This is a genomic window from Rhizobium sp. P2_G9, from assembly GCF_056403475.1.
On record NZ_JBFUFK010000036.1, the window covers coordinates 64,746 to 87,271 of the forward strand.

At 61.7% G+C, this 22,526-nt stretch carries 20 protein-coding genes; 9 read left to right on the forward strand and 11 right to left on the reverse strand.

What is annotated here, in order from left to right; genetic code table 11:
* Window position 1: 1 nt before the first annotated feature.
* The 6 genes from AC1DYF_RS26590 (at window position 2) to AC1DYF_RS26615 (ending at window position 5,270) form a co-directional block, all read left to right on the forward strand.
* On the forward strand, window positions 2-1,702 hold the full coding sequence (locus AC1DYF_RS26590) for a thiamine pyrophosphate-binding protein (RefSeq protein WP_477880081.1): 1,701 nt from the start codon (window positions 2-4) through the stop codon (window positions 1,700-1,702).
* A gap of 21 nt (window positions 1,703-1,723) precedes the next feature.
* Window positions 1,724-2,269: a DJ-1/PfpI family protein gene (locus AC1DYF_RS26595; RefSeq protein ID WP_477880082.1), complete on the forward strand. Its 546-nt coding sequence runs from the start codon at window positions 1,724-1,726 to the stop codon at window positions 2,267-2,269.
* 15 nt (window positions 2,270-2,284) lie between these two features.
* On the forward strand, window positions 2,285-2,713 hold the full coding sequence (locus AC1DYF_RS26600) for a nuclear transport factor 2 family protein (protein ID WP_477880083.1): 429 nt from the start codon (window positions 2,285-2,287) through the stop codon (window positions 2,711-2,713).
* Window positions 2,710-4,188, forward strand: coding sequence for an ankyrin repeat domain-containing protein (locus AC1DYF_RS26605; protein WP_477880085.1), 1,479 nt, complete (start codon window positions 2,710-2,712; stop codon window positions 4,186-4,188). The genes AC1DYF_RS26600 and AC1DYF_RS26605 overlap by 4 nt, the downstream gene beginning before the upstream one ends.
* A 15-nt stretch (window positions 4,189-4,203) precedes the next feature.
* Window positions 4,204-4,512, forward strand: a complete 309-nt coding sequence (locus tag AC1DYF_RS26610) for a muconolactone Delta-isomerase (protein WP_477880086.1) — start codon at window positions 4,204-4,206, stop codon at window positions 4,510-4,512.
* Between the two features lie 62 nt (window positions 4,513-4,574).
* Window positions 4,575-5,270 carry an EthD domain-containing protein gene (locus AC1DYF_RS26615; RefSeq protein WP_477880088.1) on the forward strand — a complete coding sequence of 232 codons (696 nt, stop codon included), beginning with the start codon at window positions 4,575-4,577 and terminating at the stop codon, window positions 5,268-5,270.
* Between the two features lie 79 nt (window positions 5,271-5,349).
* On the opposite strand, the gene pstB is transcribed toward AC1DYF_RS26615, so the two are convergent.
* From pstB to AC1DYF_RS26665, 10 genes are all read right to left on the reverse strand, one after another.
* The gene (pstB, locus tag AC1DYF_RS26620) at window positions 5,350-6,174 is read right to left on the reverse strand and encodes a phosphate ABC transporter ATP-binding protein PstB (protein ID WP_477880090.1); all 825 of its coding nucleotides are present in this window, start codon (window positions 6,172-6,174) and stop codon (window positions 5,350-5,352) included.
* Window positions 6,175-6,195: 21 nt separating this feature from the next.
* On the reverse strand, window positions 6,196-7,038 hold the full coding sequence (pstA, locus tag AC1DYF_RS26625; RefSeq protein WP_477880091.1) for a phosphate ABC transporter permease PstA: 843 nt from the start codon (window positions 7,036-7,038) through the stop codon (window positions 6,196-6,198).
* A gap of 8 nt (window positions 7,039-7,046) precedes the next feature.
* Window positions 7,047-8,042 carry a phosphate ABC transporter permease subunit PstC gene (pstC, locus tag AC1DYF_RS26630; RefSeq protein WP_477880093.1) on the reverse strand — a complete coding sequence of 332 codons (996 nt, stop codon included), beginning with the start codon at window positions 8,040-8,042 and terminating at the stop codon, window positions 7,047-7,049.
* Between the two features lie 75 nt (window positions 8,043-8,117).
* Window positions 8,118-9,161: a phosphate ABC transporter substrate-binding protein PstS gene (gene pstS, locus AC1DYF_RS26635; protein ID WP_477880094.1), complete on the reverse strand. Its 1,044-nt coding sequence runs from the start codon at window positions 9,159-9,161 to the stop codon at window positions 8,118-8,120.
* Between the two features lie 563 nt (window positions 9,162-9,724).
* On the reverse strand, window positions 9,725-11,089 hold the full coding sequence (locus AC1DYF_RS26640) for an FAD-containing oxidoreductase (RefSeq protein WP_477880096.1): 1,365 nt from the start codon (window positions 11,087-11,089) through the stop codon (window positions 9,725-9,727).
* 336 nt (window positions 11,090-11,425) lie between these two features.
* Window positions 11,426-11,569: a DUF1127 domain-containing protein gene (locus AC1DYF_RS26645; RefSeq protein ID WP_477880098.1), complete on the reverse strand. Its 144-nt coding sequence runs from the start codon at window positions 11,567-11,569 to the stop codon at window positions 11,426-11,428.
* 268 nt (window positions 11,570-11,837) lie between these two features.
* Complete coding sequence (locus AC1DYF_RS26650) at window positions 11,838-12,824, reverse strand: substrate-binding domain-containing protein (protein WP_477880100.1); 987 nt, start codon at window positions 12,822-12,824, stop codon at window positions 11,838-11,840.
* Between the two features lie 63 nt (window positions 12,825-12,887).
* Window positions 12,888-13,934 carry an ABC transporter permease gene (locus AC1DYF_RS26655; RefSeq protein WP_477880102.1) on the reverse strand — a complete coding sequence of 349 codons (1,047 nt, stop codon included), beginning with the start codon at window positions 13,932-13,934 and terminating at the stop codon, window positions 12,888-12,890.
* Complete coding sequence (locus AC1DYF_RS26660) at window positions 13,934-15,451, reverse strand: sugar ABC transporter ATP-binding protein (RefSeq protein ID WP_477880104.1); 1,518 nt, start codon at window positions 15,449-15,451, stop codon at window positions 13,934-13,936. The genes AC1DYF_RS26655 and AC1DYF_RS26660 overlap by 1 nt, the downstream gene beginning before the upstream one ends.
* The gene (locus AC1DYF_RS26665) at window positions 15,448-16,446 is read right to left on the reverse strand and encodes a LacI family DNA-binding transcriptional regulator (protein ID WP_477880106.1); all 999 of its coding nucleotides are present in this window, start codon (window positions 16,444-16,446) and stop codon (window positions 15,448-15,450) included. Before AC1DYF_RS26665 ends, AC1DYF_RS26660 begins: the two co-directional genes overlap by 4 nt.
* Window positions 16,447-16,910: 464 nt before the next feature.
* Here AC1DYF_RS26665 and AC1DYF_RS26670 point away from each other — a divergent pair, with 464 nt between their 5' ends.
* Window positions 16,911-17,441 carry a hypothetical protein gene (locus AC1DYF_RS26670; protein WP_477880108.1) on the forward strand — a complete coding sequence of 177 codons (531 nt, stop codon included), beginning with the start codon at window positions 16,911-16,913 and terminating at the stop codon, window positions 17,439-17,441.
* A 35-nt stretch (window positions 17,442-17,476) separates the two neighbouring features.
* On the opposite strand, the gene AC1DYF_RS26675 is transcribed toward AC1DYF_RS26670, so the two are convergent.
* Window positions 17,477-19,708 (reverse strand): hypothetical protein, encoded by a 2,232-nt coding sequence (locus AC1DYF_RS26675; RefSeq protein WP_477880110.1) that lies wholly within the window; start codon window positions 19,706-19,708, stop codon window positions 17,477-17,479.
* 255 nt (window positions 19,709-19,963) lie between these two features.
* On the opposite strand from AC1DYF_RS26675, the gene AC1DYF_RS26680 reads away from it, so the two are divergent.
* On the forward strand, window positions 19,964-21,745 hold the full coding sequence (locus AC1DYF_RS26680) for an adenylate/guanylate cyclase domain-containing protein (protein WP_477880112.1): 1,782 nt from the start codon (window positions 19,964-19,966) through the stop codon (window positions 21,743-21,745).
* A gap of 340 nt (window positions 21,746-22,085) precedes the next feature.
* Window positions 22,086-22,526: hypothetical protein (locus tag AC1DYF_RS26685; protein ID WP_477880114.1), on the forward strand; the 441-nt coding region annotated here is incomplete at its 3' end.

Consider the following 22,526-nt stretch of genomic DNA (forward strand, 5'->3'; position numbering starts at 1 on the left):
TATGGCGCGCACGGGCCACAGAGCGATCCTGGAGCAGTTCGTCGCCGATGGGCTGACGCATATTTTCGGTAATCCCGGCACCGTCGAGCAGGGATTGCTCGACGCAATGAGCGATGTGCCGGAACTGCACTATATCCTGACACTGCAGGAGACGATCGCCGTGATGGCGGCCGATGCGCATGCGCGCGCCACGCGCAAACCGACCGTGGTGCAGATCCATTCGACGCCCGGGCTCGGCAATTCCATCGGTGCGCTCTACCAGGCCATGCGCGGCCATAGCCCGCTGGTGGTGATCGGCGGCGATGCCGGCCTCGCCTACCAGAATCTCGACGCGCAGATGGCCGGCGATCTCGTCGCCATGGCCAAGCCAGTGACCAAATGGTCGACCATGGTCGTGCATCCGGCCTCGCTGCTGAGGACGCTCAAGCGCGCCATCAAGATCGCCGCGACGCCACCGATGGGGCCGGTCTATGTCTGCCTGCCGGAGGATATTCTCGACGCCGAGGCGGTCGAGGCGGTCGAGGCGACATTGATCCCCGACACAGACGTCATGCCTTCCGCCGCCTTTATCGAACATGCCTCGGAATTGCTGGCGAATGCTCAGCGACCACGCATCTTCGTCGGCGACGGCATTGCCTGGGACGGCGCGCAGAAAGCGCTCGTGCGGCTCGCCGAGACGCTTGGAGCACCTGTCTGGGGCGTCGATGCCGGCGACGAGAACATGCCGCCCGGCCATCCGCTCTGGGCCGGGCAGACCGGCCATATGTTCGGTTTCCAGTCCAAGCCGATCACCGAAGGCGGCGATGTCAATCTGATTGCCGGATCCTATGTGCTGCCGGAAGTGTTTCCCGAGCTCGGCACGATTTTCGCCGCCGGCGCCAAGGTGATCCATGTCGATCTCATTGCAGACAACATCGCCAAGAACCATCCGGCCGATCTTGGCGTCATCGCCAGTCCGAGGCTGACACTGGACGTGCTTGCAGATGCCGTGGAGCGCAAGCTCTCGACAGGACGCAAGACGGCGATCGTCACGGCAGTGAAGGACGCGGGCGAAAAGAAGAAGGCGGCGGCCGACGCGATGCTTGCCAAGGACGCGACGCTCAGCGGCACGCCGCTGCAATTCGCCCAGTTCATGCGGGTGCTCGGCCCGAAAATCCCGGCCAATGCGCTGGTCTTCGACGAGGCGCTGACGTCTTCGCCGGAACTCACCCGGCATCTGCCGCCGCTCCAGGAAAACTCCTTCTTCCAGGTCCGCGGCGGCTCGCTCGGCACGGCGATGGCCGGCGGCATCGGGCTGGCGGTTTCGGATCGCAGCCGCCCGGTCTTCGCCTTTTCCGGCGATGGCGGCGGCATGTACACCGTCCAGGCGATCTGGTCGGCGGCACGGCACGATCTCAATGTCGTCTTCGTCATCTGCTCCAACCGTTCCTACAAACTGCTGCAGCTCAACCTGCATCAGTTCCGCGAGGAGCGCGGACAAGAACAGGGCGCCTATCCCCTGTCCTTCGATCTTTCCAAGCCGGAACTCGGCTTTGTCGAGATGGCGGCGGGCATGGGCGTTCCGGGCGTGAAAGTGGTGACGGAAGCGGACATTGGTCCCGCCGTCGAAAGGGCGCTCTCGGAGCGTGGGCCGTTCCTGATCGATGTGGCGATCCGCGGCGACGTGCATCCGGAACTGATCGGCGTCGCCTGCGGGCACTAGCGGAATTTGAGGGGCAAGCACATGGCCAAGACGGTCGCCATTCTGATCGAGTCGGACTATTACGAGCACGAGATCTGGTACTACCACTACCGCTTCCAGGAAGCCGGTATCGAGGCGCGCTTCGTCACCCGGCTCTGGGGCCAGCCGAGCATCACCTTCAAGGGCCATGAATATCATGCGCCATTCGAATGCCACGACAGTTTCGAGGAACTGGATGTAGCCGGCCTCGCCGGCGTCATCGTGCCGTCGGGTATAGTGGCCGACCGGTTGCGCTATACCGACGATCTGAAGAAAATGCCGCCGGCAAGTGCCTTCCTGAAGCGGGCCTTCGACAATCCCAACGTGATCAAGGGCATTATCTGCCATGGCCTCTGGCTCTGCGCGCCGGATACGTCGATGGTCAGGGGTCGCAAACTGACCTGCCATCCCAACCTTTACGGCGATGCCATCGCTTATGGAGCGCAATATGTCGATGAGGACCTGGTCGAGGACGGTGACCTGATCACCGCGCGCACCGGCGGCCACGCCCATTTGCTCGCCCCCGCAATCATCGCCCGCCTTTCCTGACGCCTGGAGTCCGCCATGTCCACCACCGATCAGACCCGCGCCATCGCCGCCGAATGGTTCGATGCGCTGACCCACCGACGCTATGAAGAGGCATTGTCCTGCCTCGACCCGAATGTCGAATGGATCAACTATAAGATTTTGCCGGGCTATAACGACGAGATGCCCTGGATCGGCACCGTGCACGGACCTGCTGCCGTCGTCGACACGCTGAAGATCTTCACCGGCGTCTGCGACGTCAAGAAGGAAGAACTGGTGAAGCTCATCGTTGACGGCGAAGAGGCCGCTGGCATCATTCACGAGATTTCCAGGGTCAAGGCAACCGGCATGAAGTTCGAGATCGAATTCATCCAGTGGCTGACGATCCGTAGCGGCAAAATCGTCCGCTGGAAATCCTATACCGACCCCTCGCCGATCCTGAAAGCGATCGAGGGAGATGCCTCATGACAGGCGCGGAAAAGACCGGTCACCATGGATCGCATAACGCGCCTCGGCTCAAAGCCTGGCTCGAGGCGATGAAGAACAATGACGGTGCGGCAGTCGTCGCCGGCCTCGCCGACGGCGTGGTCTTCGAGACGCCGTCGGATGAATGGGATGCGATCATTCCCTATATCGGCAAGGCCGAAGGCAAGGAGGCGGTGCTTGCCGGTTTTGGCAAGCGGGCGAAGGTGGTCGAGACTGTCGCGCTCGACATCCTCGCGTCTGCTGCCTCCGGCAGGCATGGCTATGCGGAGATGCATTCGCGCGAGCGGCTGATCGATAGCGGTCGCGAATTCGACATCCACAGCCTGCATCTTTTCACGTTCGACGAAGCCGGCCGGATCGTGCATTGGCAGTCCTTCTTCGATCCCGATCCGGAAACCGCAGCGCTCGCCGCCGACCTGCCGGCACGGTTCATCACCGCCGTCGGACATAATGATCTCGACGCGGCGAAACTCTATCTCGGCCAGGGCGTGCATGCCGACGCCGTCGACAAGGACAGCGGCCTGTCCGGGCTGATGATGGCGGCCTGCCGCGGCTTTGCCGACATGGTCGAGCTTTTGATCACCCACGGCGCCAATGTGAATTTCTCCGATGGCGGCGGCGGCGCCACGGCGCTGCACAAGGCCGCACAGGCCGGATCGCTGCCGATCGCCACAGCGCTGGTGAAAGCCGGCGCCTTCGTCGATTCTGTCGCCGCGACCACGGGGCATACGCCGCTGATGGATGCGATCTGGTTCGGTGCGGTCGATGTCACAGGCTTCCTCCTCGACAACAATGCGTCGCTGAAAGTGATATCGAGCTATGGCTTCTCGCTCGACGACCACTTCGCCTACGAGGAGAAAGTCAACACTGCGCAGACCGATGCCTTCAAGGCGATCAAGCAGCTGTTCGACGCCCGCCGCGCCCGTGACGAGAAGGCGGTTAGAGATCAGGTGCTGATGGCAGCCGTGGTCGCCAACGACCTCGACGGCGTCAAAGCCGCGCTCGCCGACGATGCCGATGTCAACGAGCGGGCGCCGATCACCGGCAGCTTCAACAATGGCCATACGCCGCTGCATGTCGCGGCGCGCGAGGGCAAGGCGGACATTGTCGCCGTGCTGCTGCCTGCCGGCGCCGACGTCAATGCCGTCGAGCCGACCTTCACGGCGGTGCCGCTGCACAAGTCGGTCTACAACGGACATGTCGAGATCACCCGCATGCTGGCGCATTCGCCAGGCGTCAACCTCGATTTCCAGGGCGCGTCGAATGGTTATTCGCCCCTACATGACGCCATCTGGCATGGCTATGCCGAATGTGCCGACATTCTCGTCGCCGCCGGCGCCCGTGTCGACCGCCCCGGCCATGACGGGCTGACGCCCCTCGACCTCGCCCGCCGGACATTCGGCGACGACCACCCGACCACCCGCGCTATCGCGGCGCGGTTCAATGCGCAATCGTGAAGAAGGAAACACGCTATGCTGTTCTACGTGCAGATGAGATGGAATTACGAAGGCCGCATCACGCTGGAGGACCTGTGGGATGTCGAGTCGGCCGAGGCTGATCACGCCAAGGAAACCATCGACAGCGGCATGGTCAAGGGCATCTGGAAGGTCGCGGCCCAGAAGCGTGTCATCGCCGTCGTCGACGTTCCGAGCGCCGAGGAACTCGACCGCACCGCGCTCGGCCGGTTGCCGATGAAGGAATATCTCGAATTCGAGGTCGTCTGGCCGTTGCGCGACTATCTTGGCTTCGCCGATGACGTGAAGAAGCACTACAAAGTCTAGCGATCCGCCTTTCCATGCCGGCCGGGGCTTTCCCCCGGCCATGCCCATCCAAGGAGGCTCTCATGATCCATCAGCACATCGTCGCAAGCCCCAAACCGGGGATGAGCGAGGCTGCATTCCAGGACTACTGGCTCAACGTACATGCGGTGAAATTCGCGTCCAAGATCCCGCAGATCAAGCGCTATAAGATCGACTTGCGCGTCGATTGGGCCGGTCAGACTGGCGCGCCGCTGTGGAGCGGCATGGCGGAAATCTGGCTGCGGAACGACGAGGAGCAGCTGGCCTCGCTGCAGACGCCCGAATTCCTGCAGGGCGCACGACTGGACGAACCCAATTGGGCGGCGTTCTGGAACTCGCAGGTGCTCGACACCGACGCGCATACCATTCTCGACAGGATGGGTGAGACGGCACCGGCCGGGGCAGTCAAGCTGTTTGCCTTCATCCGCCGCGCCGAGGGCCTGAAGCGCGACGATTTCCGCAAACGCTATCCGGCGGAACAGGCCGAGAGGGCAAAGAACCTGCCGGGCCTGCTGCGGCAGGACGTCTGCACCACGCGCGACGGCTGGTATATGGTGGGCGAGCCGCGTTTCGATGCGGCGATCCATCTCTGGTTCGAAAATGCGGCGGCGCTCGACAGCGCCTTCAAAAACTCGCCGGATGCGCTGTTGCCGGCCGACCCGACGCTGGTGGAGACGCGGTACAATTTCCCGCTGGCCTTCACCGAGCATTGGGTCATCGGGCCGGATGCGCGGGCCTGAAGTATTTCGGATTTGCCACATAAAAATACCCCCTCGTCCAGCCGGACGAAGGGGTATTTTTTTGAACAGACGTTGTTGATCAGCCGAAGCGGCCGGTCACATAGTCGCCGGTGCGCGGATTGGTGGGCGCGCTGAAGATTTTGTCGGTCTTGTCGAATTCGACCAGTTCGCCGAGATACATAAAGGCGGTGTATTGCGAGGTACGGGCCGCCTGCTGCATGTTGTGCGTGACGATGGCGATGCAATAGTCCGAGCGCAACGAGGAAATCAGTTCCTCGATCTTGCCGGTCGAGATCGGATCGAGCGCCGAGGCCGGCTCGTCGAGCAGGAGCACCGACGGCTTGACGGCGATGGCGCGGGCGATGCAGAGGCGCTGCTGCTGACCGCCGGAGAGGCCGAGACCGCTCTGGTGGATCTTGTCCTTGACTTCATCCCAGAGGGCCGCTTCGCGAAGAGCAGCCTCGACGCGGCTGTTCATTTCGGCCTTGGAGACCTTCTCGTAGAGGCGGATGCCGAAGGCGATGTTTTCATAGATCGACATCGGGAACGGTGTCGGCTTCTGGAACACCATGCCGATCCGCGAACGCAGGCGGTTCAGGTCTTCGTTCTTGTTGAGGATATTGTGGCCGTCGAGCAGGATCTCGCCGGTGACCTGCTGGCCCGGATAGAGATCGTACATGCGGTTGAAGGTCCTGAGCAGCGTGGACTTGCCGCAACCCGACGGGCCGATGAAGGCGGTCACCGTCTTGTCGCGGATCTGCATATTGACACCCTTCAGCACCTCGTGACCGTTCTGGTACTTGAAGCGGATGTTCTTGACTTCGAGCTTGACCGGCTGTTCGGCCTCACGAATGGAACTCGACAGCGTCGGATGCAGTTCGAGGTCGCGGGATGTATCGGACATGTTCATATCCCTTTTCCTTCTTCAGGCAGAGCGGTGGCCAGCGAACCAGCGGGCGACGATATTGAGTATAAGGATCGTGACGGTGATGAGCAACGCACCGCCCCAGGCGAGGCGCTGCAGGGCATCGTAGCCGCCGGTGGCAAAGTTGTTGATTACGACCGGCAGATTGGCCATCGAATTGTTGAGGTTGGTGGACCAGAACTGGTTGCTGCCGGCGGTGAACAAAAGCGGCGCGGTCTCGCCGGAAATGCGGGCGACGGCCAAAAGCACGCCGGTCATGATGCCGCTGCGGGCAGAGCGCCAAACAACCGAGACCATGACCTTCCACCGGGGAGCGCCCAGTGCTGCCGCTGCCTCGCGCATGGCGTTGGGCACCAGCGCCAGCATGTCCTGCGTGGTGCGGTTGATAATCGGCACGGCGATCACGGCCAGCGCCACCGCACCCGCCCAGGCCGACTGGTGGCCGAAAGGCACGACCAGCAGGCCATAAATGAACAAGCCGATGATGATCGACGGGGCCGACAACAGGACGTCGTTGATGAACTTCGCCGCTTCGCCGATCTTGGAACCGCGCGAATATTCGGAGAGGTAGGTGCCGGCCATCAGGCCAATCGGCGTTGCAATGACGATGCCGATCAACGTCATCATCAACGAGCCGAAGATCGCGTTTGACAGACCGCCGCCATCGTCACCGGGAGGCGCAGGCGTCTCCTCGGTGAACAGGCTCCAGTCGATAGCCGCCAAGCCCTTCCACAGCAGCGTGAAGAGGATCGCGGCGAGGAAGAACAGGCCGAAGGCGGTGGCCACCATCGACAGTGCGATGGCGACTTTGTTGGTTGTGTAACGGCGTGAAGCAAGAGACATGGCTGAGCTCAGAACTTTTCCGCGCGACCGATGAGGAGTTTCGCCAGCGCAAGTACGGTGAAGGTGATGAAGAACAGGATGAGGCCGAGTGCGACAAGGCTCGACGTGTAGAGGTCGCTGGTCGCCTCGCCAAATTCATTGGCGATCGCAGCCGAAATGGTCGTGCCGGGCAGCAGCAGGGAGGATGTAATGGAATGCGAGTTGCCGATGACGAAGGTGACCGCCATCGTCTCGCCAAGCGCACGGCCGAGGCCAAGCATGACGCCGCCGACCAGGCCGAGACGGGTATAGGGGAAAACGATATTGCGCATCACCTCCCAGGTCGTCATGCCCATGCCATAGGCGGATTCGCGCAGCATGACCGGGGCGGTGCTGATGACGTCACGGGTGATCGAGGTGATGAACGGAATGATCATGATGGCGAGGATGACGCCCGCCGTGAACATTGTGTAGCCGTAAAAGGTATTCGCCGGGCTGGTCGAGAACAGCGCACCGAGAAGCGGCACCTGGCCCAGGGTCGCATTCAGAGCCGGGAAGACATCGTTCTGCAGGATCGGCGCGAGGACGAAGAAACCCCACAGACCGTAGATGATCGACGGGATGCCGGCGAGCAGCTCGATCGCAGTGCCGATCGGGCGGCGGAGCGCCGGCGGGCAGATTTCGGTCAGGAACATGGCGATGCCGAAGCTGACCGGCACGGCGATGATCATGGCGATGACGGAAGTCACCAGCGTTCCGACGATCGGGGCGGCGGCGCCGTAAATATCCTTGGACGGGCTCCAGCGCTCGTTCCAGAGAAAGGAGATGCCGAACTGGTTCCAGGCCGGCCAGGCTTCCACGACGAGAGAAACGAGGATGCCCAACAGGACGAGCACGACGATGACGGCGGACAGCCATGTCAGGTTGACAAAGATGGAGTCCTGCATCCGGAGGCGACCGGAGCGGTTCTCTTCGGTGGCGAGGGAGGAAGGAATAGTCTCTGGTGCGACGGAAACCACAGGCATGTACCTTGAATTGACGACTATGATCCAGGGCGGAAAAGCGGGGCGGGCAACGAATGCCCACCCCTTTTTCACGGTTTAGTAAATGGACTTGCCGTCCTTCATGATGTTCTTCTTCCAGGAGGCTTCGACGAGCTTGACGATGCTTTCCGGAATAGCAACGTAGTCGAGGCTCTTGGCAGTCGCCTTGCCGTCCTTATAGGCCCAGGCGAAGAACTTGAGGGCTTCCTTGGCAGCGTCGGCATCGTCCGGGTTGTTGTGGATCAGAACCCAGGTCGAAGCAGCGATCGGCCAGCTCTTGGCGCCAGCCTGGTCGGTGATGATGACGTGGAAGTTCTTGGCACCGGCGAAATCGGCATTGGCAGCGGCGGCAGCGAAGGCTTCCAGCGACGGCTTCACGACCTTGCCGTCATGGTTGACCATGCGGGCGAAGCTGATCTTGTTCTGGATAGCATAGGCGAATTCGTTGTAGCCGATGGCGCCAGCAGTCTGCTTGACGGTGTTGGCAACGCCTTCCGAACCCTTGGCGCCGAGGCCGAGCGGCCATTCGACGGCGCTGTCGGAACCGATCTTGTCCTTCCAGTCAGCCGAGACCTTCGAGAGGTAATTGGTGAAGTTGAAGGTCGTGCCCGAACCGTCCGAGCGGTGAACGACGACGATCGCCTGTTCCGGCAGCTTCAGCTTCGGGTTCAGGGCGACGATGGCCGGGTCGTTCCACTTGGTGATCTGGCCGAGGAAGATCGCGGCAAGGGTCTTGCCGTCGAGGATCAGTTCGCCCGGCTTGACGCCGTCGATGTTGTAAATCGGAACGATGCCGCCCATGATCATCGGGAACTGGGTAAGGCCGTTCTTGGTGAGATCTTCGTCGCTGAGCGGCTTGTCGGTCGCGCCGAAGGTCACGGTCTTGGCTTCGACGGCCTTGATGCCGCCGCCCGAACCGATCGACTGATAGTTCAGGGCGATGTCCGTCTTCTTCTTGTACTGGACGCTCCACTTGGCGAAGACGGGATTGATGAAGCTCGAACCTGCGCCCGAGATGTCGGCTGCGAAGGCTGCGCCGGCCAGCGAGACGCTGACGGCCACGACGGCAGCGCCGCCGACGATTTTCCTGATGAAGCTCACGGATTCTCTCCTGGATCGTGGGAATTTTATACCCGGCACCTTTTCCGGTGTCCGTGGGCGACCTACTCCCGTCACATGAAGCTTTTGTGACAGTTAGATGTCAGTCCCGCGATGCCTGTTTGATGGGCTTGGCAAGAAACTCGTCTTGAGCACCACAAATTTTCCTGAGGGCGCAATGTCCGGCGTGAGGCTCTCGAAGCCAAGATCACAGGATTTGATAAGTATCTTCAAACGGTTATCTCGCCGCCCTCGCGCGCATCAAGAGCTTCCTCAAGCATCTTCGCATAATGCCATACATTGCATTTTTTGAACATGACGCCAGAGATTCATTAAAGTTCGGCCAATCTGAAAATAACTCTCCTTGTGCGTCAATTTGCCCTATCGCTAGACCTTGATTTTGACGCCATCGGCGAGACGACATGCGCAAAGCAGCGGCGGAAGACGCGGTCTCGTTCCCCTCAGCGCGGCATTTCGTTTAATGGAGCGGCGGATGAACTCGTTTCCGATCGGTTGCGCACAGGGTGTTCCCGATCAAACTCTGTCCAGTAGCGCGGCTATCTATTTCAGCCAATGCGCTTCAAATCGCCGATCAATGTCGGCAGCAGTTCCGACACTGTCGGATGGATCGGCACCGACCATTGCAGCACATCATAGGACGTACGGGCATTCATCGCATCGATGACACCGTGGATCACCTCGTCTCCCTCGATGCCGAGGATCGCCGCACCAAGGATCTGCTTCGTTTCCGCGTCGGCGACGATTTTCATGAAGCCCTGGGTCTCGGCCTTTTCCACCGCCCGCCCGACCCGGCTCATCGGCCGGGTCGAAACGAGTATCGGCCGACCCGTTTCCCGCGCCTGGCGTTCGGTCATGCCGACGCGCCCGAGCGGCGGATCGATATAAAGCGCGTAGGCCGGTATTCGTGAACTGAGCTTGCGGTCGCCTCCATCGAGCAGATTGGCGGCGACGATCTCGAAGTCGTTATAAGAGGTATGGGTGAAGGCCCCGTGGCCGTTGCAATCGCCGAGCGCCCAGATGCCCTCGACATTGGTGGAAAGCCGGTCGTCGACCTTGATAAAGCCGCGTGCGTCGGTCTCGATACCGGCAGCATCCAGCCCGAGATCGTCCGTGTTGGGCTTGCGGCCGACAGCGACAAGCACATGGCTTGCGACTATCCGCTCGCCATTGGCGCTAACGGCAATGGCGTCCGCGGATTTCGCGAAGGACAGATCCGAGACACCGGTGCGGACGGCAACGCCTTCATTGCGCATGATGTCGGCGATGGCATCGGAGATATCCTCGTCCTCGCGCGATGCCAGCTTTGTGCCACGCTCGATCACCGTGACCTCGGCGCCGAACCGGCGGTACATCTGGGCGAATTCAAGCCCGATATAGCTGCCGCCAATCACCGCGAGGTGTCTTGGCAGGACGTCAAGTTCTATGATCGTCGTGCTCGTCAGATAGGGCACCTCGGCGAGGCCAGGGAAATCCGGGATCGAAGGCCGCGCCCCGACATTCAAGAAGATCTGCGGCGCGGTCAGCGTCTCGCCGTTCACGCTGATTATCCTTGGTGCTTCGAAGCGAGCCTGCCCGCGGATGACAGTCATCGTATCCATGCCGGCGAACCAGGATTCGAGACCGTTGCGAGCATTGAGTGTCACGGTTGCAGCGCGGGCGCGCACCGCCTTCATGTCGATGCCGACGCCACCCGCAAGCAGCACCCCATAGTCGGCGGCGCGGCGGGCGACATGCGCGGTCCGGGCGCTGGCGACCAGTGTCTTGGTGGGCATGCAGCCGGCATTCACACAGGTGCCGCCGACAAACTTGCGTTCGATCAGCGCCACCTTGCGGCCCATCGCGGCCATGCGTACGGCAAGGGACGGCCCGGCCTGGCCGGCGCCGATGAAGATCGCCTCGAATTGCCTCATGGCGCGGCCATCGCGATCAGGACGACGCCGGCAGCCGCAACCACACCAATGAGCAATGCAAGCAACAGAATCATGGTTGTCCTCTCATGTTAAAAGGCGTCCCGATTCCTAAAGAGCAAGCGCCGGCAAACGGCGCCGTCCCGAGGGTTGTAGCAGTCCATAGGAATTCCGGAAAGAGGCAGCGAGCGGCTCGTGCCGCCACAAAGTACCGGTTTTGATCGGCTGACGTCGTGGCGAACGCCTCATCGAGGCATAGTCTATGCCATAGGGGTCATTTCGGCAGACAGCAAAACGCCCGCTTCGTCAGCGGGCGTTTTGCTTTGAATTGGGCTTCGTTTACCGCAGCGTGGCGCGGACGACGACCGGAATCTGCTCCCGGGTAATGCCGAGATCCTGCAGCGCGTGGCTGCTGAGACGGCCGAGTTCGGTAACGGCGCGGCGATAGTTGATCCAGTTGTTGACGGTGCGGACGACGCTCATGATGATCCCCTTTCGTGGGTTCGGTTGACGTCGGCTTCCGTTCATTCGGCCCGGCGTCTTGATGACCAATATCTGGGGATCAGCCTGACACAGCAGTAGACGCATGGAACTCAAATCACCCATGCAATGAGTGCATATCGTCATCTCAAACCTGGAAATTCCCGGGCATCAAGCGGGCGCGCGCGACACCGACGGCTTTGGCGCCGCCGGCACATCACGCAAGCAATGGGTAACGGGTGGGCAGGAAATTCCTGCCCACCCCGCAAGATTATTTGTCGAGCTGCTTGGCATTTTCCGCCGTGATCGCGGTCGTGTCGACCGTCACCGTTGCCGGCACCGTGGTGGCGCAATCCAGAAGGATCGACTTGGCCATGTCGATCGCCTCCTTGGCGCCGGTCGGATAGGTGAACGTCGCCGACCAGTCGCCCTTGGCGACGGCCTTGATGCCGCCTGCAGGTCCGGGGAGGCCATCCGTGCCGATGATTTTGACGGTCTTGCCGGCGCTCTTTGCAGCGAGCAGCGCGCCTGCAGCCATCATGTCGTTGCTGGCATAGACCATCTTGATGTCGGGATGTGCCTGCAGCATGGCGGCGAAGGCCGTCTGCGCCTTGTCCGGCAGCCAGTCGGCAGCCTGTTCGGCGGCGATGGTGATCTTGGTATTGCCCTTCACGCCGTCCTTGAAGCCATTGAGCCGCTCGACCGCAGGCGTGGAGCTCGGCAGGCCTTCCAGCACCGCCACTTCGCCACCCTCGGGCAGAAGCGTCTTGGCCGTGTATTGGCCGGCCGCAAAAGCGATCTTGTAGTTGTCGCCGCCGATGAAAGCTGTATAGTCCTTGCCCGGATCGCCGTTGGTCTTGCGGTCGAGTTCGATGACCGGGATTCCGGCGTCCATGGCGCGCTTGACGGCGGGCGTCAGCGGTGCTGCCTCGAAGGGCGAGATCAGCAGCAGGTCGACCTGCTGGGTGATGAAATTGTCGACCTGCGATGTCTGGGTGTTCACATTGCCGGCACCGTCGGCGATCTGCAGCGTGAATTGCGGCACGTCCTTGGCGGCGGCGGTCAGTTCGTCATTCACATGCTGGCGATAAGGTTCGGCATTGTTGGCTTGCGAAAAGCCGATGACGAACTTGCCGTCCTTGGCACAAGCCTTGACGAGCGGATTTGCCGCATAAGCGGTCCCCGCGATTGCCAGGCAGGACCCTGCCAGAAGCACGAGCTGGAAACCGCGCTGAAATTTGCCTGCTTTCCTGTCCATATCTATCTCCTCCGTTTAGGCCCGTCCGGGCCTCTCCTCAAGCTTGGATACCGTCGCCTGGCACTACCTCCCCAATCCCTCGCGGCGACGAACGAGGGATTGAAGCACGGCCGCCAGCACGATGATCGCCGCTGTTGCCAGCAACTGCATCGCAGGCGTGATATTGTTGAGCTGCAGGATGTTGGCGAGCGCGCCGAGCATGATCGTGCCGGCCACTGTGCCCACCATCGAGCCTGCGCCGCCGAACAGGCTGGTGCCGCCGATGACCACGGCTGCGATGGCCGTCAGTTCGTAGCCCATGCCGTCATTGGCGCTACCGAAATTGAATTGGCCGGCATGGACGATGCCTGCGAGAGCCGAGGCAAAGCCGGTGATCGCGTAGACGGCGATCTTGATGGCCGAGACCGGCACACCCGATATGCGCGCCGCCCGCTCGTTGCCGCCGACGGCGAAAACATAGCGGCCGAAGCGCGTCAGGTTGAGCGCCAGCGTCGCGATGCCGGCGAAGACGATGAAGACGATGGTCGCCACCGGCACGACATTGCTGAACAGCCGCTCGCCGAGCACGGCGAAAATCGGCGGAGCAAGACCGGGTCCGTCGCCATAGGATATGTTGATATACTGGTTGTTGGAAGCCATCAGCGCCAGTCCACGCGCTGCCTGCAGGCCGGCAAGCGTGACGATGAAGGGCTCGAGGCGAAAACGGCTTGAAATCGCGCCCTGGATCAGGCCGAACACGGTTCCCATCAGCAGCACCGCGACAATGGTGGCGATGAGGCCGAAGCCGCCGGAAACCATCATTATCGCGGTCACTACGCTCGAAAGCCCCAGGACCGCGCCGACCGAGAGGTCGATACCCGCCGTGATGATGACGAATGTCATGCCGACCGCAATAATGCCGGTTTCCGAAACGGCGCGGATGATGTTGGCGACGTTGTCCGGGGCAAGAAAAATGATTTTTCCGTGCCGCTGCGGCGAGAATATAATGCCGCCGAGGATCACCAGGATCAGTCCGATCAGACTCTGGAACCGGACGACCAAAGCGAGCGGATCGCGACGCCGAGCCGGGGCAGCAACGGGACCGTCAATCGTGGTATTCTGTTCAGACATCAGGCCTCCCTGCCGTTTGCAGCGGCGAGCACCGTGTGCTCGTCGACGCCGCCCTTGAATTCCGCTACGTTCCGGCCCTGTCGCAGCACTACGATGCGGTCGCAGAGGCCGATCAATTCGGGCATTTCGCTCGATGCCACGAGAATGCCGAGGCCATCGCCGGCCAGTTGCCGCAGGCGCGCATAGATCTCGCCCTTCGCACCGACATCGACGCCGCGTGTCGGCTCGTCGAGCAGCAACAGGCGGGGATTGCCCAGCACTTCCTTGGCCAGCACCACTTTTTGCTGATTGCCGCCGGACAGCGCACCGACCGCGATGTCGCTGTTGCGCGGCCGGATGTCGAACTGCGCGAACGACGCCTTGATCGCCTCGGCCTGGCGTCGCTTGGATATCAGGCCGTTCGGGGAAATGCGCCGGATGATCGACATGACGAGGTTGAGACCCACCGCCATGCGCAGCATCAAGCCGCTGCCGCGCCGATCGTCGGTGACGAAAGCGAGGCCCGCCCTGCGCGCCGCCGCGACCGATTTCAGCTTGACCGGCCTGCCGTCGATCTCGACCTGGCCCTGCCAGTGGCCGGAGGGGCCGAGACCGTAGAGCGCGCTCAGCAATTCCGTCCGCCCGGCGCCCATCAGGCCCGCAAGTCCGACGATCTCGCCGGCATGCACATCGAGGCTGATCTCATCCGGAGCCTGCCAGCCCGGTGCGGCGCGCCGCTGCCGAAAGCTCGCCTGGTTGAGATGCAGCAGCGGCTTGCCGACGCCCGTCGCCCGCTTCGGATAGAGCTCTTCAAGCGGCCGTCCGACAAGCAGCCTGACCAGTTCCGCCTGCGGCGCCTGCGGACCGGTAATGCCGGAAACCTGGCCGTCGCGCATCACGGTGACGCGATCGGCGATCTGCGGCACTTCCTCCAGCCGGTGCGAAATATAGATGATGCCGACGCCGCTGGCGCTCAGGCGGCGCATGATGGTGAACAGGCGCTCGACCTCGCTGACCGTCAGCGCTGCGGTCGGCTCGTCCATGATCAGCAGCCGCGACGCGTAGGACAACGCCTTGACGATGGCGACGACCTGACGCTGGCCGATCGGCAAGTCGGAGACCAGCCGTGCCGGATCGATCGCAAGGTCGATCGCTTGCAGCCGCTTGCGCGCCTCTGCCAGCATCGCCGCCCTGTCGAGCATGCCGCCGGGGCGCATCAGTTCCCGGCCGAGGAAGAGGTTGGAGGCCACGTCCAGGCTGGGCACCAGATCGAGTTCCTGGAATATCGTGGCGATGCCGGCGGCCTGCGCATCGCGCGGGCTCGCAAACCGCACCGGATGGCCATCGATGCGGATCGTACCCTCGTCCGGCGCATGCACGCCGGACAGCAGGTTCATGAGGGTGGACTTGCCGGCGCCGTTCTCGCCCAGCAAGGCATGGATCTCGCCGGCCTTGACATCGAAATCAACGCCGCGAAGCGCCTGGACGCCGCCGAAATGTTTGACCGCGCCGATGACGGAAAGCAAAGGCTCGCTCATTTCGGAACTCCGCAGGATTGGCGCGTTCGCAATGCCGGCTTCAAGCGAACCGTGCTTGGCGGTCTCTCCGGGGACGCGATCCGCCTGATCAGCAGATCCGCCGCCTGCCGGCCGAGTTCAGCGCATGGCTGTGCCATCAGCGTCAGGCGCGGCTCGAAATAGTCGGCCCATTCGAAATCGTCGATGCCCAGCACGGATAGATCCGACGGCACATGCAATTGCCGCTCGCGAACGGTGCGCATCAGCCCGATCATCGCCAGATTGTTGCCGGCGATGATCGCGGTGGGCGGCTCCGGCAGCGACAGCAGGATATCGGCGGATTGCGCCGCGTCCGCGGTGGTACTGCTGCCGTCCCGGATAAAATGCGGCAGGACGGTCAGCCCGCGAGCCTCGACCGCGGCATTGAAAGCCGAAATGCGCTCCTTTGTCGTGGTGAAACCCGGCTGGCCGCCAATGAATCCGATGCGCTTATGCCCGAAAAACACCGCGTGATCGACCAGTTCGGTGATCGCTGCGGCATTGTCGGTGCCGATCTGGTCGAACCGTTCGTCAGGCAATCGGTCGACCAGCGCGCAAGGCAGGCCGCGCTCGAAGAGATAGTCCAGAGACTTCTGCGGTTCGGCGGAAGGGGCGAGGATGATGCCGTCGACACGGCGCTGGTGCAGTTGCCGGACAATCGCCAGCTCGCGCGCGGGGTCGTCCTGCGTATCGCAGAGAAACACCGTAAGATCACGTCGCGAGCATTCCGCCTCGACAGCGCAAATCACGTCGCTGAAATAGGGGTTCGAAATCGCCGAGATCGCAAGGCCCACAGTGCCCGTCGACGAAATCTTGAGCGATCGCGCCAGGGTGTTCGGGATATAGCCGACCGTCTCGATGGCATCCTGGATTCGCCGGACCTTTTCGTCCGACACGAAGCGAGTCTTGTTCAGGACATGCGACACGGTGGAAACCGAAACGCCGGCGAGTTCTGCAACTTTCGCAATCGTGACCATCAGCGCGCCAATGGCCTCGCCGTTGTCATAACCGACATCATTAAATCCTCCCGGTCACCCTCGATGGCCTCCACCACCATAGACACGCTAGCACCATCGATACGTTTGCGCAAACGTTTTCTAAATCGATTCAAAGCCGATTTTCGCCAAATACGGCGTTTCCGCCCGCCGAAGGTCGTGCGCCGGGCTGGCTCGAATTTTCAGTCAAATCAACGAAGCTGGCCACGTGGAGGCCGTGGACCATTCCTGCTGCAGGCGTGCCATCGCTCCCACCGATTGAAAGTCCTGGACACCGCGGTCAGGGACCCGAACAAGAATTCTGTCCCGGACATGCATTTCGAGGTGATTAAAACGGACGGCAAGCCCGTCATATCAGTCATCCAAATGACGGCGAACCGCCGCAGGACGAAAGATACGCCCGCCAGCAGTCCAGGTCGGGACCTGAACAAGGAGCAGCCTAAGACATGAAGAAGATCGCGCTCACCGTCATCGCGGCACTGCTGCCGCTCAGCGCCTATGCCGCATCCGCGGCAGATCCCGTGCAGCGGATCATCGATCTCGCCAAAGCAACCTGGGCCACGACGGAAAACAACAACACACCCGGCTATTTCGACCAGCTCGACCGGGATTTCAGCAAAAGTTTTGCCAAGGTCTATCGCGAAGCAACGAAATATCCCGCTCTCGACGGCAGCGACTCACCTTTCGATTACGACGTGATCACGTCGAGCCAGGACGGCTGTCCGCTCCAGGATATCAGCGTCAAGAGCGAAGACGAAAAGGATGGCATGACGGTGGTCGACGCGCGCTTCCGCCTTATGGCCTGCTTCGATGATGCCGCCCAGAAAGCCAAGTTCAACGAGCTGAAATTCGATGTGATCACCGAAGACGGCAAGCCTGTGATCAACGACATCCACCGCAAGACCGACGACGGCAAATGGGATTCGCTTGTCGCCGAGATGAAAGAGGACATCAAAGTGGGTCAGGCTCCGCAATAGCGGCGCTCAAATGGCCATAAGCCGTTCGGCACGCGTCACATCACGATGAAGTCCGATGCCGTCAGATGCAGGTGTGCGGCGAGCGTGGCAAAGTGCACGCTATGCGCCCCTCCGCTGCCGTCCGCGTCGTAGAACAAATCCCCGCTCTCTCTGTCATAGATGATTTGCGCATGGCCGGCTTCAGCCTTGCCGTTCGCGTTTTCAACAAAAGCCTCGACAGAGAGTTTGCCCGGCGTCAGCCCCGCAAAGACGGTGCTGTCGAGCTGGAGATGGTCGACAGCCGGGTTGAAGTCGAGGATGGTGTCGGCATTGGCGCCAAGCTTGCCGTCGAAAACGAAGCTGTCATGACTTGCCGCAGCGCTCAGCGTCTCCGCGCCACCGCCGCCGTCAAGCATATGGGATGCGGTTCTGCCGTGGAGATGGTCGGTTCCTGACGTGCCACCGGAAGGATCGGCCTTTGCGCCAGACTGCTCATTCGCCGTCGTCGTCGTCAGTACACCGGATGCGCTCAGCTGCATGCTTGCCTTGGCATAATGACCCGCGAATGTCAGGCTGCCGACGTCCTTGCCATGATCGGTGATAGAGACGACCGTGTTCGCACCTTTGGCCACGACCTGGATCCCGGCGTTCTTGTCGAGGCCGCCGATGAAGATGCTGTTGTCCTCGGTAAAGCCCTTTATCGTGGCATCCATCAAATTCGATTTGCCGAGGCTTAGATGCGCTCCCTTGCTGCCCGCGGCAAAGCTGATGTCGACGGTCTTGTCCTCGGCGTTGAGGATGAACTTGCCGGCCTTGCCGATCGTGACCTCGCCATCACCTTCGAGGGCGGCGGATACGCGCATCAAGCCGCCGCTCACCGACATGCTGGCACTTTTCGAGACCGTGACGAAGTTGAAGGCCCCTGTCCCATTGTCGGAAACCGACAGGCGGCCATTCTTCTCGATCGTGACAAAGTCGAGAACTGCAGAAGAAAGGCCGCTCACCGACAGACTGCCATTCTTCCAGATCGAGACGTCCCTGAAGGAGGCGTCGGCATCGCCCGTCACCAACAAGCTGCCTTTGCCGTTCGCCTTGTCCTCCGAGCTGCCGAGGACGAGTTCGCGGCCGTCGAGGTGGCCGCCAAGCATATTGATTGAGCCTTTGCCGTTCTCGCCGACGCTGGTTGTCTTCGTGACATGAAGGTTGCACTGGTCGGAAACGCTGACACTGCCGCTGCCGCCAGTCTCGGCGCCCAGAACCAGATTCTTCAGGTTCGCTGCGCTGCCTTGTTCCAGGGATAGCGAGCCCTGGCCTTTGACGCCGAGAGTGACCGTACCTATGGACGACAATGCACTGCCGTTGACATCGATGTCACCGCTTGCATGTGCCGCACTGCCGGCAACAAGGTTGAATGCGCTGACCTTGCCGAAGTCCTGGACGTCGAGGTCGCCCTGCTGCTTCTGCCCAAGCGTCAGCGTCCCGGTGAATTTCATCGTGCCGCCATCCACCAACAGGCCGCCGCCCTGCTGATGGCTGTGGGCCATGTCGACGACGGCACGGCCGTCCGTGACGATCTCTCCGCCCTTCGCCGCCAGGTTGCCCTCAAAACTGTTGCGCGATGCCGTCAGCTTGAACCCGCCCTGAAGCTCCAGCGTCGCGCCCTCGTTGACCAGGATGTCGCCCCAGTCGCCGATGAGCGAAGCCGCACCGGCGACGGTCATGGTGCCCCCGCCCATGTCCATGCCGGCGCTGCGGCTGTTGCCGACCACACTGAAAGTGGCCGCCGTCACGGTACCGCCGTCGATCTCGAGGTCCATGTCTTTTTTCAAGACGAACGCGTCCACGTCGAGGCTGCCATCGCTGATCCACCCGCCGAAGCCGCCGATACTGTCGGCATGGACATGCGCGCCGCTGATGTTGAAATTGCTGAGCGTGCCGGCATCGACATGCCCTCCGGCGAGCGTGCCCGCATTGATCGTTGTCGCGTTGAGTGTCCCGCCGGCGAATGTCACGCTCTGGACGGTCGTCGCCGTGAACACGCCACCGTTCAGGCTTCCGCTGAGCCCGATACCCTGTATCGTACTGGCCGACAGCCCCCCGGTGACGGTCGCACCCTCGTCGAGAGTCAGGATTTTGACGGTTTGCCCATCGGCGGTGACTGTAACATCGCTATCGATGAGAGCATCGTCGCCGGCGCCCGGAAAACCCTTGTCGTCAGGACTGCCATCGGTCCAATGATCGGTGTCGTCGAAGTCACCGCTGCCATTCTGCCATCGCCATGAGGTCATTGTCGCCTCCTCCATCGAACTCCAATAGTTAGCCGCAACTGCTTAGCGCCGCACCCCACGATCAGGGTAGACGTTGTTGCGCAAGCAATCGCCTCGCGGCGGTCTGGGGACAGAGATTGGGCCATTGAGATAGTCTCACCAACCATTGTTTCAGCCGACGGGGTGCCCTGGAGCCTCCCTTCGTTTGGAACCGTTGCTTTTTTCGAGACGAGCGGCGCTAGTCGTGCTTAATTGTTGAGCGATATGGGGGCCGGCATGAGTGAGACGCGCAAGATAGCAGCGATCCTGGTCTCCGACGTTGTCGGCTATAGCCGGCTCGCCGGTGCGGACGAAGATCGCATTCTGGCGCGGCTCAGGGCGCTGCGCAGTGATCTCATCGATCCCACCATCGCGGTCTATCGCGGCCGCATCGTCAAGCGCACCGGCGACGGAAGCCTCGTGGAGTTCGGTAGCGTCGTGGAGGCCGTCCGCTGCGCCATGGAAGTGCAGAACGCCATGATCGAGCGTAATGCCGGGGTGCCGGACGATCGCCGTATCGAGTTCCGCATCGGCATTCACCTCGGCGACGTGGTGCAGGAGAACGATGGCGACCTGATGGGCGACGGCGTCAACATCGCCGCGCGTCTCGAAGGCATCTGCGAACCCGGCAATATCTGTCTTTCCGAGCAGGCCTATTGGCAGGTCAAGGCAAGGCTCGATCTGGCGATCAACGATCGCGGCGAAATACAGCTCAAGAACATTGCCGATCCGGTCCGCGTCTATTCGCTGCAGGTCGGCGTGCCGGCCGAGGCCAAGCCGGCCGCGTCCTTGGCCGTGGCTGCCAAGGAGATGGCTGCGCCGCGGCTTTCCCTGCCGGAAAAACCTTCGATCGCCGTGCTGGCGTTCCAGAACATGAGCGGCGATCCGGAGCAGGAATATTTTGCCGATGGCATGGTGGAAGACATCATTACCGGCCTGTCGCGGATCAAATGGCTGTTCGTGATCGCCCGCAATTCAAGCTTCGTCTACAAGGGCAAGGCCGTGGACGTGCGGCAGGTGGGGCGCGAACTGGGCGTCCGCTACGTTCTCGAAGGCGGCGTCCGCAAGGCTGGAAACCGCCTGCGCATCAGTGCCCAGCTTCTCGAGGCCGAGATCGGGACGCATCTGTGGGCCGATCATTACGACGGTGCGGTGGAGGATGTTTTTGCGCTGCAGGACCAGATCACCGACCAGGTGGTCGGCATCGTCGAGCCAAGCCTGCAACGCTCGGAAATCGAACGCTCCCGGCAAAAGCGCCCCGAAAGCCTCGATGCCTACGACCTCTATCTGCGCGCCGTGCCGCACATGGCAACAGTTATGCCTGCCGACGCCAGGATCGCCGCGGGGCTTCTCGAGGAAGCGCTCAGGCTTGACTCGGATTACGCTGCGGCGCACGCGCTGCTCGCCTGGTGCCATGAGATCTTTTTCACCCGCGGCGGGTTCGGCGAGGACGATAAAGCCGCAGGCGTCGGGCATGCGCGCGCCGTGATCGCCAGCGGCGCCGACGACGCGACGGCATTGGCGATCGCCGCGTTTACGCTCGCAATACTGGGACGAGACCGCACGACCGCGTTGAGCGCGCTCGAGCGCGCCTTGTCGCTCAACGCCTCATGCGCCACGGCGCTCTATTTCGGATCGTATATCAACGCTATTACCGGCAATCCCGACGCCGCGATCGCCCATGCCGAACGTGCGTTGCGGCTCAGTCCATTCGACCCTTTGGCGTTCATCGCGCATTGCTCGCTCGGAGCGGCGGCCGTGCAGGAGACGCGTTACGATGACGCGGCATCGCACTTTGCCAAGTCGGTGCAGGCAAATCCCCGTTTCAGCTCGCTCTATTTCTTTCAGGCCGCATCGCTGGCGCTCGCAGGGCGCAAGCAGGAAGCAGCGTCGGTTGCGCAACGACTGCTCGAGCTGGAACCGGGATTTCGGCTGCGCGTCGCCTTCGAGATCGGCATGGTGCCGGCACTCGCCGACCGGCTCGCAGAAGGCGCAGGGATGCTGGGTTTGCCGGAATAGTTTGGCGGGCGGCGTCCATCGGCAGGATGACGGCGCCCTGTTGCCTGGAATGTGTTCCGGCACATGCAGGCAAATGCGCGGCTGCCCATGATATGCAGCCCGGCATTCCAAACATTCCCCACCTTCCAGGCAATCGCCTCCTGGCCGCCTGAAAATATCCATTCGGTCTCGCCCTGAGGGGCCGCTGACAAAACCATCGAGCGACATGGATATGGTCAAGATGAGGGCTCGGATCTGGACCGCCACAATCGGTGGTGGAGCCACAATCCTGTCATAGCAACATCGCGCGAAGTGCTGTAGTAGGGCTATCCATTGCAGCGACTGTCAGGAGGGGATTGAAATGGTCACCGTAACCGTAGCATCGCAGGGATTGGACGAGGGAACCAGTTTTCTCGGCGACATTTACCAGTTGCTCTTCAACAGCAGTGCGACCTTTACCCGCAATGCCCCCGAGATCGCAGTCGTATCTCAGACAGGCCCAAAGCTTTTTGCAGATTTCGACGGTTCGAACCTGGATATGAACAGCGGTGTCGTCACCAGCATCACGGTTGGCCGCGGACAGCAGGATTTCGAGATCTCCGGTCTCAGTCTGAATGCCGACGCGGTCTACAACGCAATCGCCGAGACGGACTTTCAGCAGCAATTCAGCGATTTCTCCGCCTTGTTCCAGGGGATCGGCTGGAATGTCGATCTTAGCAAATCGAAAGTTTCAGATGTGGTTTATGGCAGCCAGGGCGATGACACGTTCACCCTGGGGTCGGGCAACGACACCGTCATGCTC